This is a genomic window from Bradyrhizobium sp. 172 (genome assembly GCF_023101065.1).
GTDB classification, from domain to species: domain Bacteria; phylum Pseudomonadota; class Alphaproteobacteria; order Rhizobiales; family Xanthobacteraceae; genus Bradyrhizobium; species Bradyrhizobium canariense_D.
On sequence record NZ_CP064701.1, the window covers coordinates 4,339,308 to 4,357,617 of the forward strand.

Here is an 18,310-nt window from a genome sequence, read left to right on the forward strand (position 1 = left end):
CTTACCAAGGCAAAGCGGAAGCTCCCACCTTCGGCGTGGTCGGCGGCTTGTGACCACAGCGGACTCCAGCGCGTCGAGCTTCCCCTGAGGGAGTGGACGAGCCGCTTTCTTCTGGAACGAATTAAATTGATTTAATTCAGTTATTGTGATTTAATTTGGGCTTATCTCTGGACGGAGAAACGCATGCCAGATCAGGACGACCGTCGCGAGTTCTTAAGAACCTGCGGAAAGTTCGCGGCGGTGACACCTCCAGCCGTCACCCTACTCCTGTCGACATCCCTTACATCGGATGCGATCGCGAAGTCGGGCGCAGGCGCGGTCCACGACGACCATCACCATCACGGCAACAACGGCTGGGGCAACGGCGGCGGAGACGGCAGCCCCAACGGCAAGGACGATAGAGGCCGCTGAGACGACGACACACGGCCTCCGGAAGGAGACACAATGCAGCCCAGGCGCCGCGACGTAGATTGGCATTTCGCCAGCTTCGTTGTTTCGATGATCTGGCTCGCGATTGTTGCTGCCGCTCTTCTTGCAGTGCTCTTCCGAGGGCACCCTTGAGGAGTTATGAAGTACATTTTCATCGCGGTCGGCTGCTGGCTGCTGCTGAACCTGCTCTTCGTTGTGCTAGTCACGCCGCCGCGTAGTCGCCGGCCGCGACAGCTTGCTCGCACGATTCATGCGGTCAAGAAATTCATTATGAGCAGACGGCAGCCCCCTACCTGATGAGGGCAGTGACGCGCTGCAAAAAAAACGACAGTAAGGCTGGCTGTTTATTTCCAGCGACGCCGCACCGCAGTTCGCTGTATCGTGGCGTTCCGTTTTTCCAACAGCGGATTTGATTGCCATGCACCACATCCAGAGTACGCATATTGCCGCGATATTGAAACTGACCGCCCAGCAGCTTGAAGCACTTCGCACCCGCCCAGAGATCCAAAAGGAATATTCCGAAATCCTCGTTTTGAGAGAGAAAATAAAACTGGCGACCGATCTGAAGAAGGCTCGCCGGCAGCTCCTTACTCGGTCCCTGCCAAGCGCCTGAAGGGAGAGAACTCCACCCGTGCCTTGCGCTGTGAGGCTCGAGCAAGGAGCTGCTCGTTGGCATTCCCGCTTGTGGACCCGAAGCGGACATCTTAGCAGCGCCGCACGGCATATCCCGTCGCTGTGGCAGCGCAAACAATACTTCCCGAATGCTGATAGCGCCTTGTCGGTTATCTCCCTCACAACCGATGTTTTGTTTTGCGAAAGCCCTCGATGTTCTTGCCAAATTCATCCGCGAGCGATTTCTTTTGGCTTCCGTACGCGGCAGCGATTTCCGGGTGTAAGCGCAAGTAGTCGCGAAACAGCAGGAAATCTCTCCAGCGTGGATTGCATTGCTCCATGATGTGAAGATGGTGTGTCCAGGGTCCAGGCATCCTCTTCCGAAAAAACAGTTCACCAGGTAACCATGCTTCGTACTCGGGGATGTAGGTGTATCCGAGTTGCGCGAATGGCCTCACAAACGTGGACTTCGCGCGCAACAAGTTCGGGAGGCCGACCAAGATGTCGATAATCGGTTTGGCCGAGAGGCCGGACACAGACGTACTGCCCATGTGTTCGATCTTGAGCGCCGGACCGACCACAAATCGCAAGCGACGGCACTCCTGCTGGAAACGAACTGGCCAGTCGGGGTCATAGTCACGCACCTCGATGGCGCCCCTCCATACTTCTCCATTCTGTCCCCTCGCTGGAAGCTACCCTTCTCAAACGGCCATGTTGGAACAGACCACCGTTCCTGCATGTGATCGGAGTCACTGCAATGCGCGGCATCTCCCGATATACGGGTCAGCTTTTGGCGCTTCAGCGACGTCGTCGGCGCACCATATTGAGGTCCATCTAGCGAGGCATGGCGGAGTAGATTTGCTCAGGTTGAGTTCTTCCCACTTTGACCCGTAGCGGACATCTCACGTTCCGCTATCATGTGAACTTCAGATGCATGGAGGCAGCTTGTTCCCTGATCCCACTCTCAAATGGCGGCAATATGCGTCGATTATCGATGGTATCGAACGCCCGCCTTATGTTTTCGATCAAGGCCTTTGGCGTGGCGTGCTCTACCTCATTGTCGTGGCACCAAATCCCAGTCCTCGCGCTTATGGCATCGAAGTGTCCTGCGAGATTTACGCGGGTTTCGATGAAATGATCTACTCGGTAGCCGATCATGGGGATAGCGCGGGAATGTACGACGGCGGTGTTTATGTCAAGGAGGCTGTAAATTCCGCACTGTTGAAAGCATACGCGGCGACCGATCCAGTCGGCCGGAAGCCACGACATTTCTCCTTCGTCGGTAGCGAGTACTGCTATGAGGTGCTCGGCTTCTCGGAGCCGATGATCCGACCGTTCGACAGCCGCGAGGAGGCGTATGCGTGGGGACCCTCCAGACAGGGCTCACCGTGGGATTTCCACTAGCTTTGTTCCCATGAGGCGTGACGCCGATGCTCGCCCAAAATGACTCCGACCAAAACAGCATGTCTGTCGCCTTGTGGACCCATTGCGGACTAACTGGTCTCGCGCGGTTGTGTTGAAGCTGCTAGACACGTGAAGTGTCGCTGTTCTTACTCTTTTTTGGACTTTCACTGCTGGGCATTGCCGGATGGGGATTTCAATCCATCGTGGCAGAGCTAGATAGGTCGTGCCTCCCCCGGACGGACGCAATTTCTCGCAAGTTTCAGGTTGAGGCGTTTATCTGGGGGGACCGCGCGCCATTGGCGCTGAGGCGTCGGTATATCGCAACACAAGCCTGCGCGGTCCCGGCGCTCCTTTGCCTGGCGGCTCTCGTGTGGCTCAACGAGCCGCGCCGCGATGTCCGCGCTTTGGGGGTGATCGCGTTCTGTTTTGTGTCGTTTGTCGTGGCCGCTTCCTTGGCCTGGAAGACTGCCCGAAGCAGCGGCTCAAACTTATCCTGACGGAGGCAACAATGCGTGGCCTGAGCTACATTTGGGGCGCGGGAATACCGCTTCTGGTCGGGCTTGAGATATATCTCGCTAGAACGCTCTCCGAAACCTCGCTCCCGGGGTAGAAAGAAAAGACGTAGTATTTCTGAGAAGGTTTGCAGATGGCGGCAGCCCTCCAGGAGGTCGCTCCCCGAAGCATGGCGGACCAGATTTGCTCAGTTGAGTTCGTATGCTGACCCGAAGCGGATGTTGTACTGTTTGCCAATGGCGAGTTGCTTTTGTCCCCCCATCGGACCACGTACGATGGCGCCCGACCCATGAATGATCACCGAAAGATCAAAGTCTTTTTCGAAGTGTTGGGACGGCTCCTGTCGCGAGTTGGGTCTCAAGCGCTGGCCCGTATTGGCGCCGAGCTGGGACCTGAGGAAAAAGTCACGCTGACCAATGGGCTGTACTTCCGCGTCGAACGGTCTGGTTTGACCCTTGTGTCGGTCGGCGCTGGTGAGTGTCAATCGATGAAGCTTTCGGTCGATGAAGCAAAGCAGATATTCTCATCGATCGAGTCCGCGTGCACCAGTCGCGATGTTGTCAAGGTCCGGGCCGGAGAGCTATCTTGGACGACCGATGCTCGGCCGAAATCCAATCCTGAAAAGGTGGTTATCAGGTTCACAGGACCGCTGGGATTCCACACGCACGGACGCCAGGCGTAAAGATGTTGCAGCAGCGGTCGTAGAGTTCGCCAACCGATTTGGTAGAGACAATCCCCCGCAAGGCAGGTCGGCTCTTGGCCCATCTGCGAGCTCGGAGACCTTCCGCTCTCCGGCCGATGTTGACGATGAACCGGAAGTCCAGGCGGCCAGCCGCTCATGAATATACGCCCTACCGCGTCGCCAGCACCACGGCCGCCAGCGTGAAGATCAGCGCGGCGATCTGCCCTGCCCCCAGCGGCTCGTGGAGCGCGATCGCGGACGCCACGACGCCGATGACGGGCACCGCCATGGTGCCGATCGCGGCGACGGAGGCCGGCAGGCGCGCAAGGGCAGCGAACCAGCTGACATAGGCGATGCAGAACTGCACCACGGTCGAATAGACCAGGAGCCACCAGCCGACGGGCGTCACCAGCTCCAGATGCGTGGTCTCGATGGCGAGGCCGATGATCGTGATGGGCAGGCAGCCGATCCCGATCTGCCAGGCCGCGGCCGTGATCGGCGGCAGTCGGATCGGGTACTTCTTCGAAAACACCGTGCCGGCGGCGAAGCCGAGCGCGCCGCACAGCGCCATAACGATGCCCGGCAGCTTGTCCGCAGTGGCGGCAAAGCCGTTGCCGCCCATGATCGAGGCCAGGCCGGCAAAGGCCATCACCAGCGCGATGGTGCGCAACAAGGTCGGCCGCTCGCCGAGCACCGGCCAGGCGATCAGCGAGGCCCAGACCGGCATGGTGTAGGCGATCAGCGCCGCTTCGCTCGCCGGCAGCCACAGCAGTGCCAGACCCATCAGCACCATCCAGCCGGTGACGTTGAGGATCGCGGCGGTCACGAGGCGCGGCCAGATCGCGCGCGGGACGCTGAGGCTGTCAGCGCGGATCAGTGCCAGCGCCGCCAGCAGCACCGCGCCGAGCACGCCCGTCGCCCCGCGCAAGGTCAGCGGCGGCAGCTCGGAGAGCAGGAATTTCGTCACCGGCCAATTGAAACCCCAGCCCACCGAGGTGATGGCGAGGAATATCAGGCCGGCCGGGGCGATGCGCGCTCGCAGCACCGGCCGAGTCGAATCAAGCATATGGGTAGTCCGGCAAAATCGAGGGCAGCTTGGCGCGGATTCGCGCCTCCCACCACCACCCCGGCGGGCATGCCTGCCCTCACCTTCCGTAGCCCTACGTGAGTCCCCCCGAGGCAAGCCCGCGATTCAAAAATATACCTGCCCTGTGAACAGCGGGGTGAAGCCTCAGCGGCCCCCCAAGATGCAAATTTTTTCGGTTGGGAATCCCTGAGGACTCACTGATACTTGGCTCAACAACAGGCGCGGGCCTGCCCCCTGTTATCCCCCACAATCCACCATATTTAGTATTTGATTCAGGAACTCGCACTAGTTCTTGACGGGCGTAACGGAGAGTCCTAGTTTTCGATCCGTTCGGCGCGAGTGTGTTTGCGTCCCGCCGGCACTCCCCCAAAGGGTCTGCAAAACAGCACTCCGCCAAGCCAGACAAGGGCAGCGGGATACGGGCTTGTCTGCCCGGCGAGAGCGGACTTTTCGGGCGCCTGAACGGGCTGGAAACAGGCCCGGATGGCAATGGTTGAAGACGTGACGTTGTGGGGCGTTGAACGCATGTCGGGCTCATCCCTTTGGGGCGGATGGGTCTGGACGTGCCGGCGGATGATCGGTGCGCGCATCGAGCAATCGCGTCGGGAGAAAACGGGCCGGGTCTACCGGCTGAGCTGCGATGCCAAGGGCCAGGCGGCCTCGAGCACCGCGAAATGAAATGATGACCCGGCACGCCTGAACGGAGGCGGTCCGGTCAAAGATAGGACGGGGCAAGACCATGCGGATTGAGCGGCGCCACACCACTTCGGGACAGTCACCTTACGCCGGCATCGATTTCCGGCTGACCACGTCGGAGATCAGGAATCCCGACGGCTCGGTCGTGTTCAAGCTCGACAATGTCGAGGTGCCGACCGCGTGGTCGCAGGTCGCCTCCGACGTCCTCGCCCAGAAGTACTTCCGCAAGGCCGGCGTTGCCGCGCGCCTGAAGAAGGTCGAGGAAGAGTCCGTCCCCTCCTTCCTGTGGCGCTCCGTTCCCGACACCGAGGCGCTCGCCCTCCTGCCCGAGAAAGAGCGCTATGTCAGCGAGCTCTCGGCCAAGCAGGTGTTCGACCGTCTCGCCGGCTGCTGGACCTATTGGGGCTGGAAGGGCAAGTACTTCTCCTCCGACGAGGACGCCCAGACCTTCTACGACGAGCTCCGCTACATGCTGACCATGCAGATGGTCGCGCCGAACTCGCCGCAATGGTTCAACACCGGTCTGCACTGGGCCTACGGCATCGACGGTCCCGGCCAGGGCCATTATTACGTCGACCCCTTCACCGGCAAGCTGACCCGGTCGAAATCCTCCTACGAGCATCCGCAGCCGCACGCCTGCTTCATCCAGGGCGTCGGTGACGACCTCGTCAACGAGGGCGGCATCATGGACCTCTGGGTCCGCGAAGCGCGCCTGTTCAAATACGGCTCCGGCACCGGCTCCAACTTCTCGCGCCTGCGCGGCGAAGGCGAACGCCTCTCCGGCGGCGGCCGCTCGTCCGGCCTGATGAGCTTCCTCAAGATCGGCGACCGCGCCGCGGGCGCGATCAAGTCGGGCGGCACCACGCGCCGCGCCGCCAAGATGGTCGTCGTCGACGTCGATCACCCCGACATCGAGACCTATATCGACTGGAAGGTGAAGGAGGAGCAGAAGGTCGCCGCTCTCGTCACCGGATCCAAGATCAACCAGAAGCACCTCAAGGCGGTGCTGAAGGCCTGCGTCAATTGCGAAGGCTCGGGCGACGATTGCTTCGATCCCGAGAAGAACCCGGCGCTGCGCCGCGAGATCAAGCTGGCGCGCCGCAGCCTCGTACCCGACAACTACATCAAGCGGGTCATCCAATTTGCAAAACAGGGCTACAAGGACATCCAGTTCGACGTCTATGACACCGACTGGGATTCGGAAGCCTATCTCACGGTTTCGGGGCAGAACTCCAACAATTCGGTGTCGCTGAAGGACGACTTCCTGCGCGCGGTCGAGACCGACGGCGACTGGAATCTCGTGGGACGCACCACGAAGAAGATCACCAAGACGCTGAAGGCGCGCGACCTCTGGGAAAAAATCGGCTACGCCGCCTGGGCGTCGGCCGACCCGGGCCTGCACTTCAACACCACCATGAATGACTGGCACACCTGCAAGGCGTCCGGCGACATCCGCGCCTCCAATCCGTGCTCGGAATACATGTTCCTGGACGACACGGCGTGCAACCTCGCCTCCGCCAATCTGCTGACGTTCTACGACATCCCCTCCAAGCGTTTCGACGTCGAAGGCTACGAGCATCTCTGCCGGCTCTGGACCATCGTGCTCGAAATCTCGGTGATGATGGCGCAGTTCCCGTCGAAGTCGATTGCCGAGCTCTCCTACGAGTTCCGCACGCTCGGCCTCGGCTACGCCAATATCGGCGGCCTCTTGATGACCATGGGTCTGTCCTATGACAGCAAGGAAGGCCGCGCCATCGCCGGCGCGCTGACCGCGATCATGACCGGCATCACCTACAAGACCTCGGCCGAGATGGCGGCCGAGCTCGGCACCTTTCCCGGCTACAAGAAGAACGCCGCGCACATGCTGCGCGTGATCCGCAACCACCGCCGCGCCGCCCATGGCCAGTCCAACGGCTACGAGGGGCTCAGCGTCAACCCGGTGCCGATGGACCTGGTGTCGTGCCCGCAGACCGACCTCGTCACCCATGCGCAAGCGGCCTGGGATGCGGCGCTCGAGCTCGGCGAGAAGCACGGCTATCGCAACGCCCAGACCACGGTGATCGCGCCGACCGGCACGATCGGCCTCGTCATGGATTGCGACACCACCGGCATCGAGCCCGACTTCGCCCTGGTGAAGTTCAAGAAGCTCGCCGGCGGCGGCTACTTCAAGATCATCAACCGTGCGGTCCCCGCAGCACTGCGCGCGCTGGGCTATCGCGAGAGCGAGATCGCGGAGATCGAAGCCTACGCCGTCGGCCACGGCTCGCTCTCCAACGCGCCCGGCATCAACGCCTCGACCTTGAAGGCCAAGGGCTTCACCGACGAAGCCATCGCCAAGGTCGAGAAGGCGCTGCCGACCGCGTTCGACATCAAGTTCGCCTTCAACAAATGGACCTTTGGCGAGGACTTCATCCGCGACCAGCTCGGCATCGGTGCCGAGGCCATCGCGGCCCCCGGCTTCGACCTGCTCCAGGCCGTCGGCTTCACCAAGCGCGAGATCGAGGCGGCCAACGTCCACATCTGCGGCGCGATGACGGTGGAAGGTGCCCCGCACCTCAAGGCCGAGCACTATCCGGTGTTCGACTGCGCCAACCCTTGCGGCAAGGTCGGCAAGCGCTATCTCTCGGTCGAGAGCCACATCCGCATGATGTCGGCGGCGCAGCCCTTCATCTCGGGTGCGATCTCCAAGACCATCAACATGCCGAACGACGCCACCGTGGAGGACTGCAAGTCCGCCTACATGCTGTCGTGGAAGCTGGCGCTCAAGGCCAACGCGCTCTATCGCGACGGCTCCAAGCTCAGCCAGCCGCTCAACTCGCAGCTCATCGCCGACGATGAGGACGAGGACGATGCGGTCGAGAGCCTCTACGACAAGCCGATGGCGGCACGCACCGCCCAGGTCTCGGAAAAGATCGTCGAGAAGCTGGTCGAGCGCATCATCGTGATGCGCGAGCGCGAGAAGATGCCGGATCGCCGCAAGGGCTACACCCAGAAGGCGGTCGTCGGCGGCCACAAGGTCTATTTGCGCACCGGCGAGTATGACGACGGCCGCATCGGCGAGATCTTCATCGACATGCACAAGGAAGGCGCGGCACTCCGCTCCTTCATCAACAACTTCGCGATCGCAGTGTCGCTGGGCCTCCAGTACGGCGTGCCGCTCGACGAATATGTCGATGCCTTCACCTTCACCCGCTTCGAGCCGGCGGGCCCGGTGCAGGGCAACGACAGCATCAAATACGCGACCTCGATCCTCGACTACGTCTTCCGCGAGCTGGCGGTGAGCTATCTCAGCCGCTTCGACCTCGCCCATGTCGATCCCAGCGAGACCGGGTTCGACGTGCTCGGCAAGGGCGTCGAGGAGGGCAAGGAGCCTGATGATCACGGCCAGCGCGCCTCCAAGCTGGTGTCGCGCGGCCTCACCCGCTCCCGCACCGACAACCTCGTGGTGATGCGCGGCGGTTCGACCGCGGTCGCCCAAGGCAACGACAGCGCACCGGCCGGCGGAAGCAAGGTCACCTCGCTCGCCTCCCACGGCGCAGGCCGTGCCGGCGACGTCCTGGAAGGCGCGGTCGCGCTGAAGCAGGAAGTGACCCACGACCTCTCGCCCACCGAGAAGCTCGAAGCCCTGCAGTGGAGCAAGGCCGGCAGCGCGCAAGTCGCGGTGCCCAGCAAGGCCGAGCGCCGCGCGGAAGCCAAAGCCAAGGGCTATGAGGGCGAGATGTGCAGCGAGTGCGGCAACTTCACGCTGGTGCGGAATGGTACTTGTATGAAGTGCGATACGTGTGGAAGCACGACGGGGTGTTCGTGAGGGGCTAGACAGCTAGGATTGCTGAGCCCGGATTTGCCTCGAGCATCTACGAAGGGCGGCCAGAAGGCCGCCCTTTTTTCATTGTCGCCTTGCAACTTATGGTTTTCTATCGATAACTACTTCTGAACCTGGTTGAAATGAGCTTTGGGACACTTGGAGCCCGCGGAGGCGGCAGATCGAGGGATACAGCAGCCGTGACAAAATATGCATTTGTTGATGGTGGCTTTATCGACGCAATGGTGCGGAAGACATCCGAATATTTCGCGATCGACCTCAGTCGTAACAAAATCGATTACCGGGCAATCGCTGGCGGGCATCAAAGAACCTTTTACTACGATGCTTTGCCCGCCCAAAAGGACAATGAATCTGGCGAGGAATACGAACGACGAGTGAAACGCAAGCGAGAACAATTCGAGCTGGTTAATCGCACGCCTTTTATGCACGTTCGAGAGGGGCTGACGCGGGGACAAAACAAGACGCTGCGTCAAAAAGGCGTCGACATCTTACTCGCAATCGACGTTTTCAAACATGCAACGTCTGGCCACATGTCCGAAGCCCACATCATGACGAAGGACCTAGACTTCTTTCCACTTTTTGAAGCATTGCGGGACACCCCTGTAGCAGTGCATTTGCACTGCTATCCGGCCGAGACTTCCAGTGAATTAATGGCGTTGGCTGATGTCGTGGTGCCAGTCAATCCATTCAAGATATTGCAGTGGATGCACCACCAATCGAAGGATAGCTACGTCGAGTGGAACATCGCTTTGGGCGACGTGAATCCTCAGAAGCTATGCATGATCGGCAATTACGAAGGGCTAGACTTCTATATTTACCAGGACGACGACATGCCGTTCGTTGGTCGCGCCATGGCGTATAATCCTTCGAGCCTGATGCGCTCTAACCGATGGGAGCATATTGTCGATGCCTTTGAGGCCCGCGTCGGCAAGCGTGTCCACCTGGATCAATTGAACCGCTAACTGTAGCTCGCAGGATGGCTGGAGTGCAGCCCGTAGGATGGGTGGAGCGAAGCGATACCCATCGCCGCCAGATCGACAGAAGGGATGGGTTTCGTAAGGGCTCAACCCATCCTACGAGCTCATCAACACCCTGCCGCCGAATTGCCTTTGCGGTCGAGCCCTTCCCTCCTAAACTCTCGTCCTCACCGGCATCGGTTCCGGCGGGCCCGGTAGAAGCGGAGTCAGATTATGCCCAAACCGGAAAGCTTCCCGATCGAGAAGATCTTCGTTCCCACGAAGCAGAAGAAAGCCATCAAGCCCGAGATCGTCGGGGAGATCGCTGAAAGTATGCTGGACATCGGACAACAGGAACCCATTTCCGTCCGGCTCGACGGAGACCGCCTCGTTCTGGTCGAGGGACTGCATCGGCTCGAAGCCTGCAAGGCGCTCGGCGAGACAACCATTATCGGTGTCATCGTCCCGGCGGAGGTCGCTCAACACAAGCCGCAGCTTGCCGAACGGCCCGAAGTCGAGGCAGAGCGCCTCAAGATGGCGCGATTGAAACAGTTGCGCCTGGAGAAGGAAGCCGCGGAGGCATCGATCGCTGGCCGGAAGGGCGTCAACGGAACGGAAGCGCCGCGCACCCGTACGACGAAAGGCGTTCGCGACAATCCGAAGGCATCACCGGGCCGGACTGCGAAATCGACACCGAAAACATTGTCGGACTGGATCACGCAGCAAAAGGGCCACGGCGGTCGCTATTGATTGTTGGCTCCAGCTCGTAGGATGGGTGGAGCGAAGCGATACCCATCACCGCTCGATCGGCGAGAGATGAAGGGTTTCGTAAGGGCTCAACCCATCCTACGACCTAGAGCTCAACCCAGCCTACGCGCTATCTACGCCCGCCTCACCGTATCTCGCTCATCGACACCTTGGCGGCGATCCCGCTCAACTCGGGCTGTTGCGGTGCGAACTCCTCGTTGGACGATGAGCCTAGCGAGACGTCGACCATCCTGCGCTTGACCTGTTCGCATGTCTTGCGGACGTCTTCGGTGAACAGCGCGCATTCTTCGATGCGCTTGAAGATCTTCCGACCCTCTTCACGATACTCCGCCGCCGTTTCTCGCATGAAGGCGATCGCATCATGGACCTGGGCAGTCAGCGCCTCGCATTTTTGCGCGGCGTCGATCAACTCGGTGCCCATGGCCTCGATCTCTTTTGCAGCGGACTCATAGTCCCGAACGACCGCCTCTGCACTGAGCGCGCCGACGCGCGTCACGCCCGCGGTGTGCTCGACGTAATCAGGCAGAGCAATGGAAGCAAGAGAGCTTCCCGAGCGTATCGATGCAATGTCCTCCTCGAGCTGGACCAAGTTTACTCCGTCCCGCCTGCGCAATTGTTCGACATTTGCCATTATTGATCTCCCATACGCACCCCGAACCCTTAACAGCATCGGGTTTATTACGGGGATAAGCTCCGTTCTACTCTGATGTATCCTTGACAGCCGCAGTTTTGCCGCTTTTTCCCGATTGCCCAATTGCACGCATGGATAGATTTGTCGGCGTTCAACGTCTCTTGGTCGCGGCCGGCGAAGATGGCACGTGCGCCTCGCTAGAAGTCGACCTGTCGAGCAACAGACGCGCCAATACGCACGGTGAAGCGAGCACAGCTCGGATCGCGTGTGTGCGGGCCCGGAACTCGGATCACCTCTCCCCACTCGGAGAGAGGTGCTCCGCGCACAGCCGACCGACGGTGCTCTGGCCGCTGCGCAAAGACCGGCTACAAGACCGGCTAGTAGCAGGGCGGGTAAGGTTCGTAGCCGCAGCGGCGATAGCCGCCGTAGGCTCCGTAGCTCCGTAAGCTGCCGCACCAACCGCAGCAGCTCCGACGCCTACGGCAACTCCGCGGCGCACGGCTGCACCACGATAGACGCCACCGCGATAGACACCGCCGTGATGAACACCAACCCGACCAACCCCGACGCCTCTTCGATAGGCGAAGGCGTCAGTCGAAACAGTCACGATGCAGGCGATGCCAATGATTGCGGATGCGGTAAGTGAAACGATGGTTCGGCGCGACATGTCCACTCTCCTTCCTGGATTGGGACGGTGCGTCAGCGCAATTCGCTAATGAGCGGGTTTGTTGATTTAGAACAATGCGGGCCCTTGCGATCTGGCGGCCGGTTCATAACGAGACAGCGAAAGTGTCACGCTTTACCTACATAGGGCATGAGCGGGAGCCACACCGCTTTCGGTCATGTACCTGACGCTCGCGACGCATGCCGGTTCGGCAATGCCACGCCCCACCCCCGTGCCCGCGATAATTTCTCGTTCGCACGCGCGTTGGGGGGACAGCGGCGCAACCTCTCCTTCCGGCGATAGGACTGCCGCACTCCGAGGCTGGGCGGCCCCGCCCCTACTTCGTATTGGCCTCGACCGCCTCCAGCAGCGGCATCTCGCGATGCGACTCGCAGAAGCGCGAGAGCTTGTTGCCGTTCTTGTTCAGCGCTTGCGTGTCCACGACGGGATTGTTGCGGCGACCGGCGTAGAACCCGGCGAGCCAGACGTTCACGGTCTGCATGTGGGTAATGCGCTGGGTGATGTACTGGTCGCAGCTGATTTTGGAAAACGTCGACCAGCACCTGGGCCTTGGCAGGGACGGCCAACAGCAGGGCCGCGAAGGCACCAAGGATGATCGCTCTTGTCTGAACCATGTTTTCCTTCCGATGAATGTCTGCACGGTGGCGACGGTCGGGCGCCGCATGCTTGATCCAGATCAAGGGCGCCCGTTGCATACCCCGCGACCGCCCCACCCCGAGGCCTCGCCATAATTTCTCCTTCGGACGCGCGTTGTGTTGGATGACGGCGAGACCTATCGTTCCGATCGGACTGCCACACTTCCATTGACGCCCGACGGAAGCGAGAGCGCATCGGTGCCCGAGACGAACGACCCCAAACCTGACGACCACAAGCCAGACGCCCCCAAGCCGGACGAGGGGCGCGCCGATGGCGGGCTGGCGCGGGCCTACGATCGGATCAAGAGCGCGGAGCAAGACCTTGCGCGGCTGGACCGGCTGGTTTCCGGAATGGAACGCGGCAGCGAAATCCCAGCGGCCTCGCGAGCAAGCGCCGGTGCGGAGGCTGTCGAGACTCCCAAGGACAAGGCTCCCGAGGCCAAAACTCTCAAGAGCACGGCGCCGGCGCCGGATGGCAGGGTTCGCAGTCAAGGCCTGAGGGGAGATCGGCCCATGCTGCGCGCTTTGGTCGGCCTCGTGCTGGCGATCGGCATTCTCGGTGCCGCCTTCGCTTCGCAATACAGCGATCGGGCCAGGTCTATGACCAAATCGATCATGGCGCGATGGGCTCCGCCGGCCGCGACTGAGCCTCGCCAAACGTCCGCGGTTGAAACTCCGGCGCAACCGCCGGCGGTGCAACTGGCTGCCGCGGATGAGCCCGGCACGGTGCCCGCGCCGCCGGCCGGCAAGGACACGGAGAGCAATGCAGGGTTTGACGCTTCAAGACCCGACGCTCCAACAACGGGCGCCACGACGCCCGACCCCTCGTCGTCCGATCTCGCGCAATCGCTCAAGACCATCACCAGCGAGCTTGCGAACATCAACGGAAAGCTCGAGCAATTGAAAAGCCGCAACGAGCAGACGCTGCGCGAGCAGGCCGACACCATTCAGCAGCTCAAGGCGGCGCAGGAGAAGGATGCGGCGGCCAATGCGCGCCTCGCCGCACAGGTCCAGGCGCTGCAAAAGGAGCTGACGACGTCATCCGCATCGTCATCCGCACCTGCGTCCGCGAAACCCGCCGCGCGTAGCGTGATCACCAACGAGACCGCTGCGCCCGCACGGCCCCACGTGCAAGCGGCCGCACCTCGGCGACCCCGGCCGTCGCGAGGGCCCTGGATGCCCCCGCCCTATATGGTCGATCCCTACTATGGGGATCCGGATTGGTGAGCCCGCGGGGCGGATGAGCTGACGTTACGGAGCCGCCAATCGAAGGCGGCCCCGGATGTTGCGTTGGTGCGGCTAGCGCCAACCGCGATGACGGCCCCTGCTCCAGCCGTAGTGATGACCGCGACCGCCACGTCCCATGTGACCGTGGCCATGTCCTCCGCGCGCGAGAATCACCGGACTGTCGGAGCCAGCGACCAACGTCTCAGCCGCAACGCGGGGCATGGCAGAAGCGGAAAATGTCGACATTGCCGCGATTGCGCACGCGGCAACGCCGATCAACAAATGACGTATCATGTGGGGATTCTCCAGGAGCCGCGTGATAGCGGCAGAGATGAATGCTTCCGCCGCCCCAGAGTTCCATCGAAACATCAGGGAACGGCAATGAACGCGAGCCCTTCTGCGCCGGCACGCACGCTCGCGGACCGGCATCAATCACGCGGCGAGATCTGAAGCTCCATCAACGCCATGCGCTCCAGGACAGCGGGGTCTCGCTCGCCCTCCTTCGCTGTGCGAAGGATTGTTTCCGCGATCGACCGGACATGCGCGGAGCTGACCGGGGCCGGCAGTGACGCCACCGCCGTGTCCAGCGCAGTTTTCATGATGCCGATGGTTTCAGGCGTAAAAGATGCATTTGAAAAGTCTAACATGCTGGATCCGATCCGGAGGTCATCACGAGCGTCTTTGCCGCGGGCGTCTCACCGGCGCCTGATGCGGCTGCGTGAGCAAGGGTCACCAACGCCGGCCCCAGCTGCCGCGCCAGCTGCTTCCCCATCCACCACCACCGCGCACCAGCCGGACGACGAGGAGCAGCAGGACCGCGCCTACGGTCGCGTTGACGATCGCGCTGATCATGCCGCTGCCGAGATGCACGCCGAGCTGAGGCAACAACCAGCTGCCGACAAACGCGCCCAGGATTCCGATGATGATATCGCCGATGATCCCAAAGCCGGTCCCGCGGACGATCTGGCCCGCCAGCCAGCCGGCGACGAGACCGACAAACAAGACCACCAAAAGGCTTTCGCCGGACATTCTCATTTTGTGACCTCGATCACTTGGTTCGAATGGCTGCTGATCTGCGCAATCCGGTCGACCAAGGCCGTCAAATGTCGCGGTAATGGGTCGTGCTCACCCCGAAGCCTGATCCGAAGGCGGTCTGCTATTTCATGAGAGATCGCCAGGCTGGAGCCGCGGTCGATCTGAATGGCATTGCGAACATCGGGGTTGTTCATGAAGGTTTCCGGTTGATACGCACGGAGGACGCTTCGCGCCGAGTCGCACTCACAACGCGACTGCGGTCTTTAACTCAGGCGAGGATCGGAGGTTCGATCTCGCAACGCTCGGGGATCACTGACACAACAGCCTCATCGAGCAAGAGTTCCTTCCGATCACAACTTATGTTTGAAATTCATCGGTCGCGTCCAAGCCAACGCGGGATGCAAAGCTCTTGTTATCGCCGACTCATCTATTTTGCAGCTTTTTCGGATGTCGAGGCATCAATCGTCGTTAAACCAGAAATAGAATCGGAACTGCAGCCCGTCGAGACCGTTCGTTCCCGTGGCTGACGTTCGTCGGCATCATATTCAAATGAATTGAAAGAGATCAGATGAAACATACTTTGCTGGCTTCCGTCGCCGTTGTGGCGTTGTTCGCTGCGACCGGCACTGCAATGGCTCAAGGCGTCAATCAGGGCGGCGCCAAGGGTGCGGAGTCCCCCGCTGCCGTTTCGCCGAAAGCCGAAACCGCGGCACCGATGAATGCGCCCACAGCAAAGGACGCCCCCACCGCGGCACCGCACGGCTCGCCGGCAGCGGCAACGCCGCAGCACGCACAGGGCGCGCCTGACGCAAAGCACTCCGGCGACGTCAAGGCCGATGGCAAGGCGAAGACCACGGAAACAATGGCCCCGGCCACCACTTCGAAGCCGACTGCCGACAGCAAGACGCCCGGCGAGATGAAGGCGAATGGGATGACCAAGGCGCCCGATTCGGCCACCACGTCGAAGGACGTGAAGACCCCGACCGCCGAGAGCAAGCCTTCGGCGCCCGAGGGCAAGACGACCGGCAATGCCGCTACCACGGCGGTCGCGGCGCCTCCCGCCGAAAAGCGTACCCAGATCACTTCGGCCATCAAGCAGGAGAAGGTCGAGGAAGTCACCAACGTGAACTTCAACATCTCGATCGGCACCACCGTCCCGGCAGGCGTTCGTTATCATGCGATCCCGAGCCGCATCGTCGAAATCTATCCGGAGTGGCGCGGATACGAGTTCATTCTGGTGCACGGCAGGTACGTCATTCTTCGTCCGCACACCCACGAGATCGTCTATATCATCGAGGGCTAAGCGAAATCCGACGGATGACGCGCAAACCAAAAGGGCGGCTTATGGCCGCCCTTTTGTCGTTCGGCCCCACGCGATCATGATGGGTTTCGCAAGGGCTCAATCCGCCCGAACGGCTGCATATCCATTCACCCCTCTCCCAAGCCGAGAATGAAGGTTTCAAGATCGGGCGCGAGTTCGTTTGTGTTCGGGAAATCGGCGAACATGTCGCCACCGTCCACCGGTTCATGCTCGTGATCCCAGTAGAAGACCTGGCCATAACTGTCCTCCTCCAGACTCAGCAGGAACAGGTCGCCGCCGGGATCGGGAGCGAAGGGGCAGCTCAGTCGGGGAATTCGATTCATGCCCCGATACACATCGTAATTGTCGATGACGCCGTAGCTGTCGGTCGGATGCGTCGTGAACAGCACGTCCAAAACGGTGCGGTCGTTGCGCCAAGGCAGCTCGACGCCGCAGCGGTCGAAGCCGCCGCCGTCCGATTGCGCCAGTAGCTCCTTGTAGGGCGCGGGCAACGGCGCACCGATGTGTTGCTCCAGCGCACGGATGGCGTTGGAGGGCGCCGGTGGCCGTCGGTCGTCCATGAGATCCAGATAGTTCATCGGCCTAACTTTGTGCCCCGTGGGTCATCAAAGCGCCCGCGCCAGTGAGCCAACCGCCTCACCACACAACCAGATTGGTGTGGCCGAATCCCTTGGCGTAGTGGAACACCGAGCCCGTATGCTTCAGACCATCGCTTCGGTATCTGCCACTGGACGTTTTCCGCCGTCCGGATCTCCCGAGCGAAGCGTCCGGCTTCCGGCAGAGAAAATGTCCTGCACCAACCCGAGCTTGCCGAGTCCCAAAATGATCAGGCCGTTGATGTCGATCTCGTACCAGGCGTGCGAAATGTAGGCGTCGCGCGGAAACCGGTGATGGTTGTTGTGCAGGCCTTCACCGAAAGTGAGGATCGTGGTCACGAACTCGTTGGTGGTGCCGTCGTCGAGATCGAAGCGGCGGTAGCCGTAGCGGCCGTCGCTGTGGCAGACCGAGTTGACCAGTGATGTCGCCATGGTCATGAGGTAACTGCGGAACAGGCCGGAGAACAGGATGCAGCCGGTCATCGTGTGCACGCCGCCAAACGCGTAGCCGATCGCGCCCGGAATAATCACTGCCGAGAGCGCGTACCAGTACCAGCGCGTCCTGGTGAAGAACATGGCGATCGGATCGGCCAGGATATCCTTGGCGTAGTATTCGGCATCCGTGGTGGCCTGGTCCCACACCCAGCCGCCTTGCGCATGCATCATCCCCTTGGCGAAGGTGACATAGGGGTTGCCGTCGCCGTCATAGTAAGGGCTGTGGACGTCGCCGGGCTTGTCGGAGTGAAGATGATGCCGGCGATGATTGCTCACCCATTTCAGGATCGAGCCCTGCACCGCCATGGTGGCGATGGCCGCGAACAGCGTCCGCATCACCGGACCGCAGCGGAAGCTGCGGTGCACGAAGTAGCGGTGCATGAAGCCGATGCCGACCGTGGAAAGCGCGAACGTGCCGGCGAAGACCGAAACCTCCACCCAGCCGATGCCTTGCCAGAAGGCCCAGACCAGCGCCGCGATCGACCCACCGATCATGATGACGAAGGAGATGTAGGAATCGCGAAACTTGGCGTCGACCACGGGACCTTCGACCAGTACGCCCGGCGGCATTTTCCGCTCCGCAGCTTCCGCCGGCACCACGCTTTCGATTACGGTCATTCCAGCCGATCCATTCACACAAAATTAACCCTGCTGCGGCGCACAGTACAACCTCGGGTTATTTCCATCAAGGATTCGAGCTGCCGTGGGAGTACGG

19 protein-coding genes are annotated in these 18,310 nt (G+C 61.2%); 10 read left to right on the forward strand and 9 right to left on the reverse strand.

All coding sequences use genetic code 11. The features are described from left to right. Nucleotides 1–183 precede the first annotated feature (183 nt). Nucleotides 184–411, forward strand: a complete 228-nt coding sequence (locus tag IVB07_RS20960; protein ID WP_039799060.1) for a hypothetical protein — start codon at nucleotides 184–186, stop codon at nucleotides 409–411. 436 nt (nucleotides 412–847) lie between these two features. After that, entirely contained in the window at nucleotides 848–1,042 is a 195-nt protein-coding gene (locus tag IVB07_RS20965) for a hypothetical protein (RefSeq protein WP_018454499.1), read from the forward strand. A 178-nt stretch (nucleotides 1,043–1,220) separates the two neighbouring features. Here IVB07_RS20965 and IVB07_RS20970 read toward each other — a convergent pair whose 3' ends face one another. Then, a complete protein-coding gene (locus IVB07_RS20970; RefSeq protein ID WP_245288385.1) occupies nucleotides 1,221–1,685 on the reverse strand; it encodes a GrpB family protein in 465 nt (154 codons plus the stop codon). 301 nt (nucleotides 1,686–1,986) lie between these two features. On the opposite strand from IVB07_RS20970, the gene IVB07_RS20975 reads away from it, so the two are divergent. Both IVB07_RS20975 and IVB07_RS20980 read left to right on the forward strand, forming a co-directional pair. After that, nucleotides 1,987–2,445 (forward strand): hypothetical protein, encoded by a 459-nt coding sequence (locus tag IVB07_RS20975; protein ID WP_157642913.1) that lies wholly within the window; start codon nucleotides 1,987–1,989, stop codon nucleotides 2,443–2,445. A gap of 802 nt (nucleotides 2,446–3,247) precedes the next feature. Then, the gene (locus IVB07_RS20980) at nucleotides 3,248–3,640 is read left to right on the forward strand and encodes a hypothetical protein (RefSeq protein ID WP_247766644.1); all 393 of its coding nucleotides are present in this window, start codon (nucleotides 3,248–3,250) and stop codon (nucleotides 3,638–3,640) included. 169 nt (nucleotides 3,641–3,809) lie between these two features. Here IVB07_RS20980 and IVB07_RS20985 read toward each other — a convergent pair whose 3' ends face one another. Then, complete coding sequence (locus IVB07_RS20985) at nucleotides 3,810–4,706, reverse strand: DMT family transporter (protein ID WP_018454504.1); 897 nt, start codon at nucleotides 4,704–4,706, stop codon at nucleotides 3,810–3,812. Nucleotides 4,707–5,210: 504 nt separating this feature from the next. Between IVB07_RS20985 and IVB07_RS20990 the strand changes: the two genes are divergently transcribed. From IVB07_RS20990 to IVB07_RS21005, 4 genes are all read left to right on the forward strand, one after another. Beyond that, complete coding sequence (locus IVB07_RS20990) at nucleotides 5,211–5,405, forward strand: hypothetical protein (protein WP_026232747.1); 195 nt, start codon at nucleotides 5,211–5,213, stop codon at nucleotides 5,403–5,405. 61 nt (nucleotides 5,406–5,466) lie between these two features. Beyond that, nucleotides 5,467–9,231, forward strand: coding sequence for a vitamin B12-dependent ribonucleotide reductase (locus IVB07_RS20995; protein ID WP_018454506.1), 3,765 nt, complete (start codon nucleotides 5,467–5,469; stop codon nucleotides 9,229–9,231). Between the two features lie 194 nt (nucleotides 9,232–9,425). Then, entirely contained in the window at nucleotides 9,426–10,208 is a 783-nt protein-coding gene (locus tag IVB07_RS21000) for an NYN domain-containing protein (RefSeq protein ID WP_157642915.1), read from the forward strand. Between the two features lie 228 nt (nucleotides 10,209–10,436). Further along, the gene (locus IVB07_RS21005) at nucleotides 10,437–10,952 is read left to right on the forward strand and encodes a ParB N-terminal domain-containing protein (protein WP_018454508.1); all 516 of its coding nucleotides are present in this window, start codon (nucleotides 10,437–10,439) and stop codon (nucleotides 10,950–10,952) included. A 142-nt stretch (nucleotides 10,953–11,094) separates the two neighbouring features. On the opposite strand, the gene IVB07_RS21010 is transcribed toward IVB07_RS21005, so the two are convergent. Both IVB07_RS21010 and IVB07_RS21015 read right to left on the reverse strand, forming a co-directional pair. Continuing rightward, on the reverse strand, nucleotides 11,095–11,601 hold the full coding sequence (locus tag IVB07_RS21010; protein ID WP_026232748.1) for a hypothetical protein: 507 nt from the start codon (nucleotides 11,599–11,601) through the stop codon (nucleotides 11,095–11,097). 1,001 nt (nucleotides 11,602–12,602) lie between these two features. Beyond that, nucleotides 12,603–12,767 carry a hypothetical protein gene (locus IVB07_RS21015; RefSeq protein ID WP_247766645.1) on the reverse strand — a complete coding sequence of 55 codons (165 nt, stop codon included), beginning with the start codon at nucleotides 12,765–12,767 and terminating at the stop codon, nucleotides 12,603–12,605. Nucleotides 12,768–13,119: 352 nt separating this feature from the next. Here IVB07_RS21015 and IVB07_RS21020 point away from each other — a divergent pair, with 352 nt between their 5' ends. After that, nucleotides 13,120–14,148, forward strand: a complete 1,029-nt coding sequence (locus IVB07_RS21020) for a hypothetical protein (RefSeq protein WP_026232749.1) — start codon at nucleotides 13,120–13,122, stop codon at nucleotides 14,146–14,148. Between the two features lie 428 nt (nucleotides 14,149–14,576). On the opposite strand, the gene IVB07_RS21025 is transcribed toward IVB07_RS21020, so the two are convergent. The 3 genes from IVB07_RS21025 to IVB07_RS21035 form a co-directional block, all read right to left on the reverse strand. Beyond that, on the reverse strand, nucleotides 14,577–14,795 hold the full coding sequence (locus IVB07_RS21025; RefSeq protein ID WP_007609614.1) for a hypothetical protein: 219 nt from the start codon (nucleotides 14,793–14,795) through the stop codon (nucleotides 14,577–14,579). An 82-nt stretch (nucleotides 14,796–14,877) separates the two neighbouring features. After that, nucleotides 14,878–15,183: a GlsB/YeaQ/YmgE family stress response membrane protein gene (locus tag IVB07_RS21030; protein ID WP_026232750.1), complete on the reverse strand. Its 306-nt coding sequence runs from the start codon at nucleotides 15,181–15,183 to the stop codon at nucleotides 14,878–14,880. Further along, nucleotides 15,180–15,377 carry a hypothetical protein gene (locus tag IVB07_RS21035; protein ID WP_018454514.1) on the reverse strand — a complete coding sequence of 66 codons (198 nt, stop codon included), beginning with the start codon at nucleotides 15,375–15,377 and terminating at the stop codon, nucleotides 15,180–15,182. The genes IVB07_RS21030 and IVB07_RS21035 overlap by 4 nt, the downstream gene beginning before the upstream one ends. Nucleotides 15,378–15,751: 374 nt before the next feature. Between IVB07_RS21035 and IVB07_RS21040 the strand changes: the two genes are divergently transcribed. Beyond that, the gene (locus tag IVB07_RS21040) at nucleotides 15,752–16,486 is read left to right on the forward strand and encodes a DUF1236 domain-containing protein (RefSeq protein ID WP_018454515.1); all 735 of its coding nucleotides are present in this window, start codon (nucleotides 15,752–15,754) and stop codon (nucleotides 16,484–16,486) included. 125 nt (nucleotides 16,487–16,611) lie between these two features. Here the strand turns inward: IVB07_RS21040 and IVB07_RS21045 are convergent, their stop codons facing one another. Both IVB07_RS21045 and IVB07_RS21050 read right to left on the reverse strand, forming a co-directional pair. Then, nucleotides 16,612–17,082, reverse strand: coding sequence for an SMI1/KNR4 family protein (locus tag IVB07_RS21045; protein ID WP_018454516.1), 471 nt, complete (start codon nucleotides 17,080–17,082; stop codon nucleotides 16,612–16,614). 123 nt (nucleotides 17,083–17,205) lie between these two features. Beyond that, nucleotides 17,206–18,213: an acyl-CoA desaturase gene (locus IVB07_RS21050; protein WP_018454517.1), complete on the reverse strand. Its 1,008-nt coding sequence runs from the start codon at nucleotides 18,211–18,213 to the stop codon at nucleotides 17,206–17,208. Between the last annotated feature and the right edge of the window lie 97 nt (nucleotides 18,214–18,310).